The sequence below is a fragment of the Leptospira sarikeiensis genome (assembly GCF_004769615.1).
In the GTDB taxonomy this organism is placed as follows: domain Bacteria; phylum Spirochaetota; class Leptospiria; order Leptospirales; family Leptospiraceae; genus Leptospira_B; species Leptospira_B sarikeiensis.
The window spans coordinates 26,997-44,721 of record NZ_RQGF01000015.1; the positions used below are offsets into that span (position 1 = coordinate 26,997).

Annotated in this window: 17 protein-coding genes and 1 riboswitch; of the genes, 7 read left to right on the forward strand and 10 right to left on the reverse strand. The window is 40.3% G+C overall.

Annotated elements, in window-relative coordinates; all coding sequences use genetic code 11:
- The first annotated feature begins 161 nt into the window (after nt 1-161).
- Nucleotides 162-644, forward strand: a complete 483-nt coding sequence (locus tag EHQ64_RS07685) for a nuclear transport factor 2 family protein (RefSeq protein ID WP_135648907.1) — start codon at nt 162-164, stop codon at nt 642-644.
- On the forward strand, nt 645-1,460 hold the full coding sequence (locus tag EHQ64_RS07690; RefSeq protein WP_135648908.1) for an RNA polymerase sigma factor: 816 nt from the start codon (nt 645-647) through the stop codon (nt 1,458-1,460).
- Here EHQ64_RS07690 and EHQ64_RS07695 read toward each other — a convergent pair.
- The 9 genes from EHQ64_RS07695 to EHQ64_RS07735 all read right to left on the reverse strand — a co-directional run bounded on the left by EHQ64_RS07695 (nt 1,457) and on the right by EHQ64_RS07735 (nt 9,523).
- A complete protein-coding gene (locus EHQ64_RS07695; protein ID WP_135648909.1) occupies nt 1,457-2,443 on the reverse strand; it encodes a M14 family zinc carboxypeptidase in 987 nt (328 codons plus the stop codon). The two genes, EHQ64_RS07690 and EHQ64_RS07695, sit on opposite strands and share 4 nt — an antisense overlap.
- An 87-nt stretch (nt 2,444-2,530) precedes the next feature.
- The gene (locus EHQ64_RS07700) at nt 2,531-2,980 is read right to left on the reverse strand and encodes an LA_2478/LA_2722/LA_4182 family protein (protein ID WP_246048632.1); all 450 of its coding nucleotides are present in this window, start codon (nt 2,978-2,980) and stop codon (nt 2,531-2,533) included.
- 15 nt (nt 2,981-2,995) lie between these two features.
- The gene (locus tag EHQ64_RS07705) at nt 2,996-3,724 is read right to left on the reverse strand and encodes a flagellar motor protein MotB (protein WP_135648911.1); all 729 of its coding nucleotides are present in this window, start codon (nt 3,722-3,724) and stop codon (nt 2,996-2,998) included.
- Nucleotides 3,721-4,383 carry an FFLEELY motif protein gene (locus tag EHQ64_RS07710; RefSeq protein ID WP_135648912.1) on the reverse strand — a complete coding sequence of 221 codons (663 nt, stop codon included), beginning with the start codon at nt 4,381-4,383 and terminating at the stop codon, nt 3,721-3,723. The genes EHQ64_RS07705 and EHQ64_RS07710 overlap by 4 nt, the downstream gene beginning before the upstream one ends.
- A gap of 15 nt (nt 4,384-4,398) precedes the next feature.
- Nucleotides 4,399-5,541 carry an LIC13341 family surface-exposed protein gene (locus EHQ64_RS07715; RefSeq protein WP_135648913.1) on the reverse strand — a complete coding sequence of 381 codons (1,143 nt, stop codon included), beginning with the start codon at nt 5,539-5,541 and terminating at the stop codon, nt 4,399-4,401.
- A gap of 55 nt (nt 5,542-5,596) precedes the next feature.
- The gene (locus EHQ64_RS07720; RefSeq protein ID WP_135648914.1) at nt 5,597-6,436 is read right to left on the reverse strand and encodes a DUF455 family protein; all 840 of its coding nucleotides are present in this window, start codon (nt 6,434-6,436) and stop codon (nt 5,597-5,599) included.
- A complete protein-coding gene (locus EHQ64_RS07725; RefSeq protein ID WP_210410826.1) occupies nt 6,433-7,020 on the reverse strand; it encodes an ATP-binding protein in 588 nt (195 codons plus the stop codon). Before EHQ64_RS07725 ends, EHQ64_RS07720 begins: the two co-directional genes overlap by 4 nt.
- Before the next feature lie 78 nt (nt 7,021-7,098).
- On the reverse strand, nt 7,099-8,658 hold the full coding sequence (gene gltX / locus EHQ64_RS07730) for a glutamate--tRNA ligase (protein ID WP_135648915.1): 1,560 nt from the start codon (nt 8,656-8,658) through the stop codon (nt 7,099-7,101).
- Nucleotides 8,645-9,523, reverse strand: coding sequence for an LIC_13346 family putative lipoprotein (locus EHQ64_RS07735; RefSeq protein ID WP_135648916.1), 879 nt, complete (start codon nt 9,521-9,523; stop codon nt 8,645-8,647). The genes gltX and EHQ64_RS07735 overlap by 14 nt, the downstream gene beginning before the upstream one ends.
- 298 nt (nt 9,524-9,821) lie before the next feature.
- Here EHQ64_RS07735 and EHQ64_RS07740 point away from each other — a divergent pair, with 298 nt between their 5' ends.
- From EHQ64_RS07740 to EHQ64_RS07750, 3 genes are all read left to right on the forward strand, one after another.
- Complete coding sequence (locus EHQ64_RS07740) at nt 9,822-11,207, forward strand: DNA gyrase subunit A (protein WP_135648917.1); 1,386 nt, start codon at nt 9,822-9,824, stop codon at nt 11,205-11,207.
- Nucleotides 11,204-13,348 carry a toprim domain-containing protein gene (locus tag EHQ64_RS07745; RefSeq protein WP_135648918.1) on the forward strand — a complete coding sequence of 715 codons (2,145 nt, stop codon included), beginning with the start codon at nt 11,204-11,206 and terminating at the stop codon, nt 13,346-13,348. The genes EHQ64_RS07740 and EHQ64_RS07745 overlap by 4 nt, the downstream gene beginning before the upstream one ends.
- 135 nt (nt 13,349-13,483) lie before the next feature.
- Nucleotides 13,484-14,314, forward strand: a complete 831-nt coding sequence (locus tag EHQ64_RS07750) for an alpha/beta fold hydrolase (RefSeq protein ID WP_135648919.1) — start codon at nt 13,484-13,486, stop codon at nt 14,312-14,314.
- Nucleotides 14,315-14,340: 26 nt separating this feature from the next.
- Here the strand turns inward: EHQ64_RS07750 and EHQ64_RS07755 are convergent, their stop codons facing one another.
- Nucleotides 14,341-15,681, reverse strand: a complete 1,341-nt coding sequence (locus EHQ64_RS07755) for a flavin monoamine oxidase family protein (protein ID WP_135648920.1) — start codon at nt 15,679-15,681, stop codon at nt 14,341-14,343.
- Nucleotides 15,682-15,920: 239 nt separating this feature from the next.
- Nucleotides 15,921-16,046, forward strand: a riboswitch (adenosylcobalamin (AdoCbl) riboswitch).
- Nucleotides 16,047-16,236: 190 nt separating this feature from the next.
- On the opposite strand from EHQ64_RS07755, the gene EHQ64_RS07760 reads away from it, so the two are divergent.
- Entirely contained in the window at nt 16,237-16,818 is a 582-nt protein-coding gene (locus EHQ64_RS07760) for an LIC13354 family exoprotein (protein WP_135648921.1), read from the forward strand.
- Between the two features lie 33 nt (nt 16,819-16,851).
- Complete coding sequence (locus tag EHQ64_RS07765; RefSeq protein ID WP_135648922.1) at nt 16,852-17,709, forward strand: LIC_13355 family lipoprotein; 858 nt, start codon at nt 16,852-16,854, stop codon at nt 17,707-17,709.
- Nucleotides 17,710-17,725: the final 16 nt, after the last annotated feature.

Below are 17,725 nucleotides of genomic sequence, written 5' to 3' on the forward strand. Positions count from 1 at the left end.
TTATTTTTATCTGGTTCTTTATCCAAATCGATCCAAATGGATAATCATTTTGGATTATTTTTTGCAGTACTAACGAGATTTTCCCGTTTTTTTTCTCTGAACCTGTCACAGTAAACAGTTCGAACCAATCCTACTATATTGAAATAATCGAGGAATGACAAATGCATCCTAACGAAACGAAAATCAGAGACTTTTATAAAAACTTCGGATCCAGAAACTCAGCAAATCTTTCGGAATTTTACTCCGAAGAAGTTGAATTTTCCGACCCAGTGTTCCCTAATCTAAAAGGTGGCGCAGTATCTGGAATGTGGGCTATGCTCTCAGAAAGAATGGATCCGAATGCAAGTATTGAACTAGTAGAAGCAAGCGCGGATACTGAAACCGGAAAGGCATATTGGGTAGCAAAATATCTCTTTTCCAAAACAGGTCGCCAGGTCCAAAACCATATTCGAACAGAATTCAGCTTCAAAAATGGAAAAGTGGTAAAACAAAAAGATAGATTTCCTTTTTGGAAATGGACTAGAATGGCTTTAGGAATGCCAGGTATCTTACTAGGATGGACACCTTTAGTACAAGGAAAAGTCCGCTCCGAAGCTGCAAGAAATCTAGAGCATTATCTTAGGAAAAAAGGGATCTCTGCTTAAATGGAAAAATACGTATCGGTAAAAGACGAATTTACGGATACGATCCTGATCGCCCTAGAAGGAAGACCTAGGGCGATGGAAAATCTTTTAGAGAAAGTCCAAGACTATATCTTTAATCTTTCTCTTAGGATACTTTGGGATCCTCACGAAGCAGAAGATGCAACTCAGGAAATATTATTAAAAATATCTAATAAACTTTCCGGATTTCGATTCGAAAGTAAATTTACTACCTGGGTTTATTCTATTGCTAGCAACCATTTGCTTTCTCTTAAACGACCTAAAAACATCATTCATTTGAGTCGGGTCCGGCAAGAATATTTATCCAAACCGAATTCTGTATCCGTTGAAGATCAGATAGAAGATAAAATTTTAGAAGAAGAGATCCGATTCGGTTGTGTGCATGCAGTTCTATTAAAATTGAACGCGAGTGATCGGGTCGTTTTTGTTCTATCCACAGTCTACGGGATGGGAAGTGAAGAAGGTTCCGAAATATTAGGGATCAGTTCCGAAAACTTTCGTCAGAAACTCTCCCGTTCTAAAAGAAAACTATCCGAATTCCTATCCAAAGAATGCGGAATGTGGATCGATGGGAAGGCCTGCCCTTGTATCGGATTATCGAATCATCTATTGGATTTAAATCGAGAGAACGGTAAGTTCTTTACGGAACTAAAAAAACTAAAAAGAAAAACCCCAAGTTTAGAAGATACCAAGGTGTTGGAACATTTAAAAGAACTGGATAAACTCGCTTGGATCTATAAGAGCCAAGGAATTTACGAAACACCTTCCGAAATTTTAGAAAAACTAGGACCTAGTTAAATCCAATCTTTCGGTTTAGTAAGTCCTAAACGTACAAAATCTCGTAAGAATCCCCTGTATCTGGTTAGTACTTCACTTTTATTATGCTCTGCAGGTCGGAATATTCCTTTTTTCGAAAATAGCTTCATCGGTTCTTCTTTGATGTCAGACCAAGTTCCTACTTCTAATGTTAAAGGCAAAAACTTAGATTCCCAATCTTGTTTTTCAGAATATAGATCCTGGTAATGATCATAAAACTTATCCCATAGATCTCCATGAGTCGTATAACTCTCACTTTGAGGGCCGTAAGCAAAATTAATATGCCCACAATGATCTTTTAAATGAGAAGCGAGCTTTTCGTATAATGGTGTATCCGGACAAGGCTTATGAGTGTATGCGTAAGGCCACCAAACATTATCTACGGTCCCAAAACCAGAATGCAGATCTAAAACAGGAAGGATCGAATTTTCTATATGAAAGAATTTTTCGAACACGGTTCGAGAAAGAGTTCTAGATTCGGGCTCTAAACCGTGGCCTCTAAAATAAGGAAGTTTATTAGAGAACTTTTGGCCTCCGAAAAAAGGTAAAGCTTTCTCAGCATCGATCCCCGAATTCCTCATCAGATCCACTCCTCCTGGATTTGCCCTTGTTTTTGCGGCAACTCCCCCAGGGTTTACGATCGGGATAATGACGAGTCCTAATTTTCCTTTTTTTAATTCAGGAAGATAACCGGTAGATTTAGGGTTAATGATATATTCCAAAAAATCGATTAAGATCTGGATCCCAATAGTTTCGAGACCATGTACTCCGGCAGTGATCCCCACCGGATGTTTTTCCAAACCTTCTTTGGTTCCGATCTCTAGGCTATAGATAGGGAAACGGAATCCCTCATCCGTTCTTCGGGAAAAACCTGCTTGTTGGATCTTTACAAGCTTGCCGCCTAATTTGGCGATCCTTAGCAGCCTTTTCTCATATCGATTGAGTCTTTTGATACCTCTGAGCAAGGTTCGCCTCCGAAAATTTCAGATCGTATCTTTTTTCCACGGATTCGGCATTAGCCGGGGCATATTTATATTGAAGCCCTTTTTATATTACTCTTTCGAATTTTGAAGAGCATGTAACCATTTACAATCTCCGGAAAGTTCCGAAACTCCATTTTTGATCAAGGAGCAATCGGCCTCCGTTGCTTTTTTCAAACAGGAAACGGTTCTATCCAAAGTTACTTTCGGTTCTTGAGAAGCCAATGTGTAAACTTTAGTCTCTTTAAATTTTTCTAAACAAAAGTCTTTTCTTAATCTTTTTTCGAGAATTGCCGCTGAGTCCGGGTCCAAGTTTTTCATATCCGGATCCGCACATTCCCTAACTTTTTCACAGAACTTGGATACCCAAGCAAATCCGTTTGAATTAGGAACTCCATCTAGATCTGTTTTCCAAATGGTTTCCACTGCCGCAGAAACCTTTTTCTTTTTAGAACATGCGGATGTTGAAATTCCAACGAATAATACTAATACTAGACTTAAAGGAACCAGTGATTTATTCATTTTAAGGACCATTCCTTATTCTTCCTTTCCACGCTTACGAATGATGATCTCTATTCTTTCTTGAGAAGCTTTGATCTCCGGACTAGGCCCTTCTTCCGGCCCTAGTTTTCTGAATCCATGATAGGCTTGAACGGATAATCTTTCTCTTGAGATACCGTATTTTTCAGCTAATGTTTCAGCAATCAATCCTGCACGATGAGCATTGTATTCCCAGATATTCCTAAAACCTTGTCCGGCTTGTTCCGCATAAGGGACTTGGACTCTCAAAGTGATGTCCACATCCATACCTTGAGCGACTTCGGCCACTTTTTTAAAAGTGAAGTCAATATCCTCGTCCGGATGAAAATCCCCTTCTCCCAAAGAAGGCGCGAATACTTGGATCCTAATCTCTTCCGTTTCGTTGATACCTATAAATAATTTCGTTTTCTCTTTCATCTTCTTTAAGGCGTAAGAGATCCTTTCCCAGAAACGATATAATTGAGTGCGAGGTTGTAATAGAGGATCTTCTTCTAATGTGATATTGGAGCCTTCAAAAAAAGATTCGCCCAAACCAAAACCGCCTCTCACAAGATCTGCGACTTGTTTCAGTTTATTTTGGTCTACTTGGGAAATGGAATATAGAATAATAAAAAGACCGAGAAGAAGAGTGATCATATCCGCATACGTTAAAAGCCATCTGTCCCTATTTTCCTCTAAGGGCTCAGCGGTCTTTTTGTATCTGGAAAAGCGAGATCTTCCGTTCAAGCAGATTGCTCCCTAGGCCCGGTCCCATTTTGAAACGCAGCCTGTAGGTATTCCGACTCTCTTCTCTCCACTTGCTCGATAAAAGAAACAAAAATTTCAGGAGATACAGGTAAAACAGCGTTATAGGCCTTCTCTACTGAATCGAATAAAAGAGAAACACCTAACAATGACGCCATAAATCTAGCAGGTCGGATCAAGTACGCAGAGATAGGTTTATGAGCAAGCTCGTAGAAGGTCCTTAGGTTATGAAGAACGATCTCCAATTGTTTTTCTCTTTCTTCCTTATGGCCGAAGGTTTTGTACAGATCGTCGTATTCTTCTCGGCTTAGTTTTTTACCATCCCAATCTCTTTGGACAAGAAGTTTTGCCATTTCAGAATCCAAATGATCCGTTAGATTATTTAATTCGATAAGAGTTTCCAAATTCGCTCTGGTGGACTCTTTCATCATACCTTTAACTTTTTGATAAGTATCCAAGGCCAGATGCATCCAAGCTTCTTTTCCATCCAGATTATAGATGGTCTCGAAAAAATACTCCACCATAGGAACGGTCTCTTCCAAATGAAAATAGTCCGCATAAAATTTGCGGAATCTCTCCACCTGAGCACGGACCACTTCTATTTTGGCGTGTTTGAGTTTATTTTCTTCGAAACTGCTCACGGCTTTATCCGAAATTTATTTTGCCTTCCCTCTGGACACCAATGCCAAAGGATAACTTTTGAAACCTTGCTGATCTACTTCCGTTTTTACAGAACTAAAATCAGTAGGAAGATTTACGGTATCTCGATAAGACTTAGAACTGGAGCGAACAAGCATGTTTGGAATTCCATCGGCATCCGGAGTGTATTTAAAACGAACTCCGTACTTATGATTTCTCGCCCAACCTTCTTTTGTAATTTCTAATAGAGGAAACTTAGAATTGATATATTTTTTTTCAAAAGAATATACGGAAGATCCTGGAGAATAATATCTCAATCCTTCTTTTCCGGAATCTATCTCTACCTTTCCACCTTGAGGGAAAGAAAGACTGATATAAGTAGTTCCTGAATAAGATCCTCTGTTCTTAAACCAGATCACAACTTCGGATGCTACTCCCTTGGTCCAATTTGCCGGAGCTTCTACACTCAGTAAACCCGGGGCTGCAACATTCGGAACATCCGGAACCAATTCCCAACCGTTAAAATTGAAATTCTGAGCGTATGTCCTGTTGTTCGGAAAAATAGTAAGATTCTTCTCTTCTTTATTATAAGAGAAGTCGATCCGTTTGGATTTTGCTAAAAATTGATGATCTTTTAAGGAAGCAAGACCATCCAAAATTTTCTCTCCCTTACGGATCACATAAGGAACTGAAAAAAGCCCTAAAGGAGGTTCTTCACTCAAAACTTCCAAGAACAAAGAATTGAAAGAATCTCCAGGAAGTTCTTCCATTAGAATTCTTTTAACTACATAACCGGATTCTTTAGAATTCTCGTCTTCACCGGCTTTCCAAGAAGAAGCCTTCGCGTCGTGAATAAAGGGACCTATGTTCAAAAGATTAAATCCGATCTTGGATTTAAGAGCCCATTCTCCGTTTTCTTTTTTAAAAACCGCTAAGATCTCTTCGGTCCCATTCCGGACCAAAGCAAAAGTTTCCAGGTCAGGATCTTCGTCCAGATTCCCTAGTTTTTTAAGGACAACATCCGGACTCTTTTCTTCCGATTCTTGGATCGTTAAAGATATGATCTTTGAATCGGAAGGAGTCTTGGAATTACATGCAATGAATAAGCTAAAAAAGGAAAAAAGAACGATTACTTTAAACAAAGAAACAAAACGAAACATATTCTGAACTACAGCTTCTTTCTAAGAAAAGTAGATGTCCATCGATTTACGAGGTCTAAATGGTCTCCATTCCGAGCACATTCTTTACGATCCTTGCGTTCGTACTTCCTTCGTATTCGTCCTGATATGCTCCTAAAGCTTCTGCAAACTCGGCGGAGAATCCCGCTTTTATTCTAAGCTCAGGAAAGTATAAAAAACCTTTTGCTCTTCTAGGAGTGAACGGGTGATTCAATAATTCCAGGTATTTCTCCCATTGATCGATCCCTGAAACTCCGTCCGAATAAACTACTTTCACTCCTCGTTTTACATGTCGGATCTCGTCCTTATGAACGATCTCCATAATGTCCGCTCTTTTTGTGTCCCCGAACTTTTGGAAAGCCCTTTGGTAAAGAAGGGAGAAATCAAGATTGGCACCCTCGAATGACAATGCCATTACCGCAAAGAACTTCTGCAAGGTTTGCATATTCGGAGTTTGTTTCCAAAAGATATAATTTAAAGGGCGGTCTCCCAGATCCATCCCCCATTCTCTAATAGAGTCCAAATATAATCTTAGATGTTTTTGTTCTTCCAAAATCGTTTTATAAAGGCTTTTACGGATAGAAGCGGAAGCATTCTGAAATTTTAATATTGCCCAGGCGAAAAGTTCCACGGCCATAAGTTCGTGATTCGCAAAATGATGAAGAGAAAGAACTCGATTCTCCTCTTGGTTTAAATGTTCCACTCTGGGCATTTTGATCTTTTTATCGGAGAATTGGATCTTAAGATCTCTCGCGGGCCGATCGTTCGGAATAAAATCCGGCCAGAGAATATCCTCAGGCATTTTTTCAGGAGAATATAATTTATCCTCTAACTTGTCCGAATTTAAAAGGAAATTTGCGTATTCGTTAAGAGTCAAAGCGCGTGTTTTTTGGAATCGAAGCCAAGCTCTATGATAGAGCCTCGGATACTAGTATCGTTCGGATCGGAAGAGATCCTTCCTTCTCCGCAATGATACATGATCTTGACCGAGTCCATTAAGGATTGCATGATGAGTAGGCCTTTCCCCAAATTTTTATGTTGGGTAGGTTTTCCTCTATGAGGAAGTACTTCACATTTTCCTTCTTGGTAGGTTTTTACTTTTTTTAAGAAGTCTTGAAGAGAAGAAGGTTTCGCTTCAGTCATCTGCTCTTCTATCTTCTCCTTCTTTAATCCGGAACCGTAATCAACGATCCATAAAGTAAACTTGGAATCGTTTACGATCCATCTGCAGATGATGGTTTCTTCGGAACTGGAATTATAATTTGCGGAAATTGAATTGGTGAGAGCCTCGTCTGCTGCCAACTCGATCTGTTGGATATCTCTCGAGGCAAAGGTATTCTCTTCCAACGACTGGCGAAGAGCTCGTCTGAACTCTCGAATGCTAGCCAAATCTGGAGGCAGGAACATTACGTACGAACCCGAATGATGCCTTACCAAAAGTGAATCGGCCGTATCCCTCATTTCTATTTGGAGAATCCCTCTACTATAGTAATACAGACCGAAAGGGGGGTTTTGCAACAAAAAACCCCCGAAAAAACTCTAAGGTAAAGAAATTCCGACTTGTACCGAGGTTTTCTCTATTCGTTTGAGTAGCTTTTCCTTCCCTAAGAGAGGGAAAAGGATAGGTAACTCCAGTCCGTGAGCCTTGCCTGTAGCGGAAACTCGGATCGGCATAAATAGGGTCTTTCCTTTTTGGCCGGTCTGTTCTCCCGCTTGAGACATGAGCGCTTTATAATCCTCATCGGTTTTTGGGTCGGACTTTTTGAGTAATTCGTAAAAAGCGGAGACAACTTTGGAAGAAAATTCTTGGGAAAGAATTTCTTTCGCTTCTCCTTCCTCGACTTGGAGATCCGAAACGAAAAATTCCGCGATATAGTCCGGAGCCTGGCGTAAATTATCCAGATACACTCTCACACTATCCACGAGAGAATGTAATTCTTTGTTTTTAGGATCTCTATATTCTGCTGGAATATCGTTCCGACCCTGGATAAAAGGCACCAGATTTTCGGTAACTTGTTCTATCGGAAGTTCTCGGATATATTTATTCGAAAGCCAATTGAGTTTGGACTTAGGGTTCATCGCTTCTGCAATTTGTTCTAAGCTAGAGAAGTTGGTCGCAACTTCTTCGTCCCCTTTCGGTTTTTTAAACACATCAAAAGTAGAAGGAGATTTGGAACAACGATGTACATCGAATGTTTTAGGAAGAATATCTCCAGGTAAATATTCCTGTCCATCCGGAGAAGTCCAGCCCAGTAGAGCCATATAGTTTAGGAAAGTCTCAGGAAGATATCCTAAATCACGAAATGCTAATATAGAAGTCGCACCAGCGCGTTTGGATAATTTTTTCCCATCCATACCCACGATCTCGGAGGCGTGAGCGAACTCAGGAACAGGAAAACCTAGAGCCTCATAGATCAAGATCTGGCGAGGAGTATTGGAAAGGTGACCCACTCCTCGGATCACATGAGAGATCTTCATGAGCCCGTCATCTACAACCACAGCATAGTTGTATGAAGGGAATCCATCGGACTTAACAATGATGAAGTCTCCAATTAGCTTAGTCTCGAACTTTACTTTTCCTTGGATGATATCATCGAAGATCAAAGTTTTAGAAGGAGTTTTAAAACGTACTGAATAAGGAGTTCCGGCTTTCAGTTTCTCTTGGACTTCCGCCTCGCTCATATTCGCATGAAGTCCATCGTATACGTATGGAACTCCCATTGCCTCCGCTTGTTTCTTCTTTGCTTCTAATTCTTCCTGAGTACAGAAACAACGATATGCCTTTCCTTCGGAGATCAGCTTTTCAGTGTATTCTTTATAGATAGAAATTCTTTCGGATTGGATATAAGGGCCGTAAGGACCTCCTACATGAGGACCTTCGTCCCATTCTATCCCTAACCATTTTAAGGATTCAAGGATGGTCTTGAAGGATTCTTCCGTGGATCTGGTTTGATCCGTGTCTTCTATCCTTAATAAAAATTTTCCGCCCTGAGCTTTTGCGTATAAGTAATTGAATAATGCGGTTCTAGCTCCGCCTACATGAAGAAAACCGGTTGGGGACGGTGCGAACCTAGTTCTAACTTCCTTATTTTCTGACATTATCGTAATCTTTTAAGAGGATGATTGGATAGTTCCTCAAATCGGCCGAGGCAGTAAACGGAATATTATTCGTAGTATCATAAAAATCTAGGGATACAAATTCCTCTTTTTTCTTTTGCTTCCATTTGGAAAGGCCGTTAGAAGAAATTAAGTCTTCCGGAAGAATTCCCCAAGCCCAACGATATTCTCCTTCTTCTTTAAATGTCCAGACAGGCATGCGAGCTCCCGCTGAGGAGATATACTGAAAGATCTGATTCTTATAATCGTAGTCTGCATAAGGAAAACTTTTACCGGACGGGCTTGTATAATCAGTGCTAAGACTTACTCGACTGTTCCTTACATTCTCCCAATTCAATTCTATATTTTTTCCCAGACTTCTATATTCTTTTGCGACCCATACGATACCGGATTGAGAAAAATTATATAAGAGCCCCCAATCTGAAAGAGCAGATTGTTTGGGAGAAGAAGATTGTGCCCCTGACTTAAGAGTTTCTCCTTCCCAATTCCAAGTTTGCACTGCTTGTGGGTGGAAAGAAATTTGTTTAGGAAAGGATGGTTCTCCATCTTCTAATTTTGCAGAACCCGTATATATGGAAGCCCTAAAACTCAGCTTAGGAAAAACGATCCCCTTTGGGAGAGAAGTTTGAAAATCTTCTCTTGTTTCCCAAAGGTCCACTTCTCCGGTCCAAATTTTTTCCTTAGATGGAAGCGTTTGTAATACTAAATAGCGCAGATGACCAGGTTGATTCCGGAAAGATTCAGAATTTGCCGAGATCCAACTGGCATTCGAATAAATTCTTATGCTCGGAAGATCACTAACCAAGGGTTTTTCTTCACCCCATTCCGTCAAAAGAGAACAGGACATCAGAAGAAACAGAAAGGAAAGACACAGATAATAAAATCTAGCTGTGAGATAAAATCGAGACTTTGGTTCCAAAAAATTCCAGGCCGAAAAAGGGGATTTCTTGAAAAACTCTATGTTTTCGCTCGAATCTTCAAGGAAAAACTGGGAAATTTTCTTTCCTTATCTGTGTTTCCCACCGAGAAAGTAAGAATTACTGCAACCGAGTCGATTTCTTCCTAAAAAGTCTGTACGAATTCAGGTAGTACTTTAAAAAGTTGACAGTAAAACCGTCCTAAAATCCTTTGGCTATAAAAGTCCTATGAAAGATTCCAATAAATCAGGCAAAGAAAACTTCCCAAAAGTTCCGTTCGAGGACCAAGTCAACGACGATCAGAGAAAATATTCTCGTTATGTCTGTGACTCCCGGGCAATTCCCCACGAAATCGACGGTTTAAAGCCGGTTCAAAGAAGAATTCTTTGGGCAATGTGGAATTCAGACGCTCGCAATCGATATACTAAAACTGTAAAAGTCGCGGGACTAGCGATGGGATATCACCCGCATGGTGACAGATCCATCCAAGACGCGCTTTCTCAGATGGCTCAGGACTTTACATTCGCAAATAATCAACCTTTAGTAGCTGGAGAAGGAACCTTCGGAGACGTATTGGATCCAAGTGCAATCGCTTCTCCTCGATACACTGAGGTAAAACTTTCAGACTTCGTAAAAGATCTGGGATTTTTCGAAAGTTTGCCTGATATCGATTACGTAAAAAATTATGATGAGACCGAAGAAGAACCAATCCATTTTGTAGGAAAAGTTCCGATCGTTCTACTAAATAATATTATGGGAATCGCAACCGGTTTCCGTTGTTTTATTCCGGGTCATAAACTTTCGGATATCATCAACTCCCAAGTTAATTATCTCAAAACTAAAAAACCACTTCCTCTCAAACCTTGGTACAAGGATTACAAGGGCGAAGTGAAAATGGCGAAGACCGAAGCCGGTAATATCACCATGACCACTACCTTCGCATTTACTTGGGAAGGCGAAAATTTATATCTAACCGATTCTCCGATGAATTGGAACAGAGAAAAGGTAATCAATCTTCTAGACGATATATTAGAAAGAAAAGATAGTTGGCTCAAAGACTATGTGGATCATTCCAGCCAAACTTTCCGCATAGAACTAAATTATAAAAAGGGAGAAAAGCCGACCGCGAAAGAGATCTCTGCTTTATTCTCCAAAGAAGATACCCAAACTTTAGCAAACAACGTAATCACTTATGATGGTCGTTTGAAAAATTTCGGACCGGAAGAGATCATCAAACGTTTCTGTGATTTCAGAAAGACTCACCTCATCCGCAGATTTAAACGTCTTGCAGGTTTGGAAGAAGAGAAAATCGAGAGAAACTCGGAGTTGATCCGTTTCATCAAAGAAAAATGGAACGAAAAAGTGGTCGGGATCAAATCCAAAAAAGATTTCGAAGACAAACTCGAAAAAGCAAAATTCAAATACTACGAATGGCTCGCATCTATTCCGATTTACAGAATGACTTTAGAAGAAGTTCGCAAATGTGAGGAAGCGATCGTAGAGGCAAAAACTGCCCTTTCCAGATACCAAGGGCTTGTAAAAGAAGATAAAAAATTAACCGAATTCATGATCGGAGAATTAACCGAGCTGAAGGGTAAATGGGACAAGGAATGAGCACTGCTAAAACCAAAACCGAAAAGAAGTCCGCGACCGGAGGGGAACGGAACTTCAAAAAACTCTCCAACGTTGAACACGTAAGGATGAGGACCGGAATGTGGTTGGGGCAAAACTCCGCTTCCACATTCGAGCAGCATTTTTTCCGTAAGAACAGCGATAATCTGTACGAGATCGTACACGAAGAATTGGAAGATGTTCCTGCCAAATTAAAATGTTTGGACGAGGCATGTATGAATGCGGTGGACGAATACCGCAAAAACCAAAAGGACAAGTCTATCCCTGAAAAAGATAAGATGTCCAAACTTATCATCCAATTATCTTCCGACAAAAAAACCGTTACTGTAGCCGATAATGGGCGAGGAATTCCTGCAAAGAACGCAGAAGGTGTATACCTGCATTTGATGTACGGAGAGAATTTCGACGACCACGTAAAACAAGACCATGTGGCCGGACAGAATGGAGTGGGTATCTCTTTGGTAAGAATGGTTTCTTCTTACTTTAAAGTAAAAACCACAAACGGCGGAACCACTTTCAAAAAACTTTTCTCTCTTCACGAAGACGCTAAAAAGCAGATCCGTTCTTATAAACTTTCCAAAGAAGATACGGAAAAAGTTTTCTTATACTTCGACGAGCACGGAAAATTCGACGATTGCCCTACTCTTACAAAAGATCAGATCGAAAAACTTCTGCCTATTTGCAAAAAAACGAATATGATTGAAGCAATCGAAAAAGCAGGAAAAGAAGAACACGGAACTTCCGTAGAATTCGAACTTAGTCCTAAATATTTCAATAATCTGGATGTATCCTTCAATGTGGATCTGATGAAGCAGTATCTACAGGATATCGCAATGACCAATCCTGGATTGGAAGTGCAATTCGTTCATAAGGGTAAGAAGGAAAAGTATAAGTTCAAAAAGGGTCTGGATGAGATCTTCTCCCATTCCGAACTAACTTACTACAAATTGGATTATAACGCTCCAAGTTCGGCAGCACAGTTGCATTTAGAAGCGTACCTTGTAATCGGCCAAAATAAAAACCTGACTTGGGTAAACTCTATCTTTGCTCCTCAGGGCGGTTCAGCAATCGAATATCTGGAAAACAGACTTTGCGACGAGATCCGTAAAAAAAGCCAAATCGTATCCTTGGAGAAAAAGCTTAAAACAAGCTGTACTCGTAACGACGTTCGTAACTGTTTTCATATGTATGTGAATGCAAGACTTCTGAATCCTCGTTTTAAATCTCAGGATAAATCTTATCTGATCAACGATCTAAACGAAGATATCCGTAACGCGGTGGACAAACACTTAGATAAGTTCATTAAGAAAACCGCATTATTGGAAGAAGTAAAACTCCAGATGGAGAAACGTACCCAATTAAAAGCTTTCGAAGACGCACAACGCGGTTTGAAAAAAGCAAGTAAGATGAATATTCCGAAACTCATGCCCCCTACCGGAAAACCGAATGACCCGGGCAGAGTTTTATTTGTAGCTGAGGGAGATTCCGCAATCGCGGGACTTCGCCCTGCAAGAAACCCGAAACTTCACGGTCTATTCCCTCTTAGAGGAAAGCCGATGAACTGTAAGGGAGTTTCTCTTGCGAAGGCAATCGCAAACGAAGAGTTAAAAAACATCGTTGCGATCCTTGGACTTCCTCTAGACCAAAAAGTAAAATCTATAGAAGAACTAAATTACGATAAGGTAAGTATCATCACTGATGCGGATTTTGACGGATACGCGATCCGTTCTCTTATGCTTTCTTTCTTTTACGAATATTGGCCGGAACTTTTCGAGTTAGGACTGATCCATATTTCGAGCGCACCTTTATACGAGGTGGATGTTAAAATGGGAGATTCTAAAAAGACAGAGACCATGTTTTGTATCGACGATAAGGAATATGATGCTTTAGTAAAACGAGTGGATAAATCCGGAGGACAAATCGTTCGCAAAAAACGGAACAAAGGACTCGGAGAAACCGGTAAAGAAGCGATGAAGTTTGCAGTGGATGAATGTATGACCAAGATTACGATCGGGAATAAGAAGGAAGCTTCTAAGATCCAAAATCTTTGGTTCCATAAAGACTTTGCAGAACAAAGAAGGGACGCGATTTCCGAATACGCAATGAGCGTGATCGAAGATTAATTTTTTTTCATTCTATTGTTTCGAAAAGAAAGGCCCGGAAATTCCGGGCTTTTTTATTTTAACGGATTAAAATCGCAAGAATCGGGTCGGCTCCACTTCGTTTCCAAGTTATATTTCTTTCTTAGGAGAAAGAAAATGCAAACGAAAGCGACAGATACAAATTCCTTACACGCAAATTTATCCGATGTTCACGGATCCAAAGGAAACGTTCTTCTTATACACGGAATGTGGTGTAGAGGAAATCATTTATCTCAAGTGCAAGAGTTCTTAGAAAAAGAAGGTTACACTTGTAAATCTATAGACTTACCTCTGCACGAACAAGGAGCGGATTTGCGAAAACTTTCCAAATTAGGAATTTCGGATTATATAGACTATCTAGAGAATACTTTGGACCAATTGGGTTGGAAAGAACCTATTTTATTAGGTCATTCTTTAGGAGGACTACTCGCACAACTTCTGGCGACTCGGATCAAAGCGAAGGCGTTAATACTAATCACTACAGTGCAACCCTTACAAATTAGCGGTCTTTCCTGGACTGGTCTCAAAACGGTTTGGGAAATTCTAAGAACTCCTTTTTTCTGGAGAAGGACGAACCTCTTAAGTAAAAACAAATTCGCATACGGAATTTATAATACTTTAAGTGAATCGGAACAAAATGAACTTTATCCGACATATCTTCCGGAATCCGGCAAGATTGCATTTCAGGCTTTTTTACCTTTCCTGACCTTTTCACAGCCCACTCGTGTAGACTTCAAGAAAGTTCAATGTCCCGTATTCGTAGCGGCGACCGGAAAAGATAGAGTAACTCCTCCCAGGATCGGTAGAAAGATCGCGTCTAAATATACCAATTCTATAATGAAACTATATCCCAAACTTTCTCATTGGGCGATAACAGAAGACGGGATCGAAAAAATTCTATTGGACGCGACGAGCTGGATCGAAGCGAAAACAAGAAGCGCAGGCTAGATTATAAATTTCTGAGAGATTATTTGCTAAACTAAATTTACGGCTTTGATCGCGGAGCTTAGCGCAGCTTCTACAGTACCGGTAATTTCTCCGGTATGTTCTCCTGCGAAGAAAATCCGATCAAAAGGTTTTCTCAAATTGATCTCGGATCCGAAACTTCCAGGAGGGAATTCCGCAATTCCGTTCGGAATATAATCTTTTTTGAGCTCAGTAAAATAAAATCTTTGGATCTGAAGGTCCTTCTTCAATCCTAATCGATCCAAAGTTAAACGGATATATTCTACCTTTTGGTCTTGGTTTGCAGATTCGAATACTGAAAAACGATCTCCGTTAGCGATCACTCCCAAAACTTTATCGGCCCCGTCCGATTTTGTTCCCGCATCATACAAAAATTGGGCCGCTGCATCCGAATGGACTGCAAATGGAGAAGATTCCCAAGGAGATTCTTTTAATACTAAAAACAGTTTAAAAATTTGTGAATAACGAACTCGTAAGGCAGCGAGAAGTTTTTCTTTATCTAGTCCTGGGTTCCATTTCACATTCGAGATTTGATTTGCAGGCAAGGTGCAAATACACGCAGCTCCGGTAAATTTTCTTCCGGAAGAAGTAGAAACGCTAACACCGGTAGAGTCTTGATCTACGGATAATACAGGATCCGAAAAAACGAACTCGGTATTTTCAATATTCATTACCAACGTTTTGGCAATGTTTTCCATTCCACCTTCTATCCTACTATTTCTTTGAGGAAATTGGCCTAGATCGCTCAAAACTTTTTCTGCGGATAATACTCGGATACTATCTCCATAATGCAGAGACAATTTATGGCCGAGTAAAGTAAGATCTTCCGCACTAACACCTTGGTATATTAGATAATTATAAAAACTGATCCTGTCTAATGCTTGCTGTTGAGCAGTATCTAACTTAGAATTTTGGGCTACGAGTTTATTCACAATTTCTTGTGATTTAGAAGAGAGTTCCCAACTTCCCGCTTTTTTATAAGTCCCCAAGAATAGATCCGGATTTAAAGGAGAAGGTTGTAATTTTAAACCCAGTTCCCTGATTAAACTACGAACAGTTTTATCTTCGGAAGAAACCCATTCCGCTCCTAAATCTACGACATGCCCGGAAGGGTCTTGGATAGAACGTACCCTTCCACCTACTCTATCAGTTGCTTCGATTAGAGTAACCTTACTTCCGGTCTTTCCTAAAATATAAGCGGAGTAGAGTCCCGCTAATCCACCTCCAAGAATGATGACTCTCTTTCCTGAAGCCGTATTTTGAGCCGATAAACTTCCCTTGCGACTTCCAAGTAAAGCTGCGGCTGTTAATACTCCGGCTTTCAGAAAAGTTGATCGGGTAATTTTCATCGGATTCCTCTTTTGGAAGTTTTCGTAGAACTCTATATTTATTTTCGGCCTTGGAAAGATCTTTCCCGATTTTTTTACTCGGACTATTCCAAGATCTTCTTTAAAATTATGTACCGAACCGTTTCTATCCTCTTATCCATTAAAATATCTAAGATTTATCAATGAATTGCAAGAAGGAGTCAGTTAGAACCACGTCGATGTTTTTCCCTTGCCAGAGGAACTAGGGAAACAAAACCTGGAATTACGCTTTCAGGGAGGAAGTCGGGTGTAAATCCCGCGCTGACCCGCAACTGTGATGTCCGTTCTTACGGAATAAGCCAGATCTTCCCTGCGATACTATAGCCTCGAGGTTGGGGAGTATCGTAAATCTCGCCTTGGCGCATCCGCGCTGTCCGCGAAGGGGCCCCGAAAGCAAAAATGTCGGGGCTCTCGAACGGGAAGAAGAAAAATCGTCGCAAATTAAAATTGAAGTCATGATCGATTCGATTGCGACTAACGTTTATTTTGGCATATATTCTCTTTCTCCGATATCCGGCAAAAACAGGAGAAAATCAAATGAGACATTTCAAAAAACAGGCTGCATTGCTGCTTACTTTCACTTCACTGTTCGTATTCGCGAACTGTTTCGATTTTGGAGAATCCAAAAAATCGGATGATCCGAACGTTCTTGCATTGGTAGCATTAGCAGGACTAAATCCAATCGCAGGTAATTATAACTACTATAACGGGACCCCTGATTATCCAGGTGGGACTTTTACCGCAGCCGGGAACGTAGTTGTTGGGACTTATAATATCTCTCTTTCACTAATTGCACAAACCATGTTCGATGAAACATTCGGGAACAGCTACTTATACGGAGAAATTCAGGAAATCGATACAAACAAGAAAGTGATTTATGTTCATTTCACTTCCTCTTCTTCTTTTTCTCAAGGAAATTATGCATGGTATAGATGGACAGTTAAAGACGGTAAAACTTATGTTTGTCCGGACCTTTCCGACGTTTCTACTCAAACGACCTTAGCCTCCGCAAAAGATGACGATCTGGACTTTTATTCCGACACTAGTGATATCAACGCAGGTTGTGGTTTAAATAGCGGTTTTGATCCAGCTCCTTGGAGCAGGCTAGAGCTGAAATAAATTTGAATAAGAGGAACAGGTAGATTTAGTTTTATGAAAACAATTCAAATTTCTATAATATTATTCTGTTTCTCTTTCATGTCATTTAATTGCGAAGATTCTAAGAGTTCATCCGGTGCGGAGTCTCTTCTTGCCTTAAGCTTAGGAGGCTCCGGTTTCCTAAGTTCTTGTGATCTAAGAAATCCTGAAACGGGCAGAGGGATTTTTGTCGCGGATGAAATTATTTCCGCACCTACTAGCAATGGGATCGGATTCAAAGATTCAGATTGTTCTGCGGACGGAATTCGTGGAGAGGGAAAATTTAACGGTTCCCTAGACGTTTATAGTTTAGAAGACTCCGGAAGTGGATCTTCAATTATACTTCGTTGGTCCGGAGTAAAAGTCCTTCCTACAAGCGGGATAGATTTTATAGTTTATGAAAATCCGTTTTTTATCGGTGTTCAAAACAATTCTAACTCTTTTGACAACGTGTTCATGGAGCCAGTAATTGTAGAAGTCGGGAACGATTTAACGAACTGGTGTGGCTGGGATCCTGAATACACGAATGCGGATCCGAATACTTTTGTAGGAAATCCAATCTATTGGAATAGATTCGCAGGTATTACTCCTTTCGTTTATAACCAAGATACAAATCCTATGACCGTTTCGGAAGTTTTCGATACTGATATCGTGAATGGTGGAGGAGGCGGAGACGGTTTTGATTTAGCAGATTCCAATTTCGGAAATTCAGGAAACGGGTGTAATGGAACCTTAAAAGCGAATATTCAAGCAAGTGGATTCACTTATATCAAAATCTCCGCTGCCAAAACGATCCTGTCAGCCTTACCTATCGATTCGGCTCATGCAAATCCAGATATTGACGGAGTCATTGCAAAATCCGTCAACCCTTAATCCATTAGGAGATATT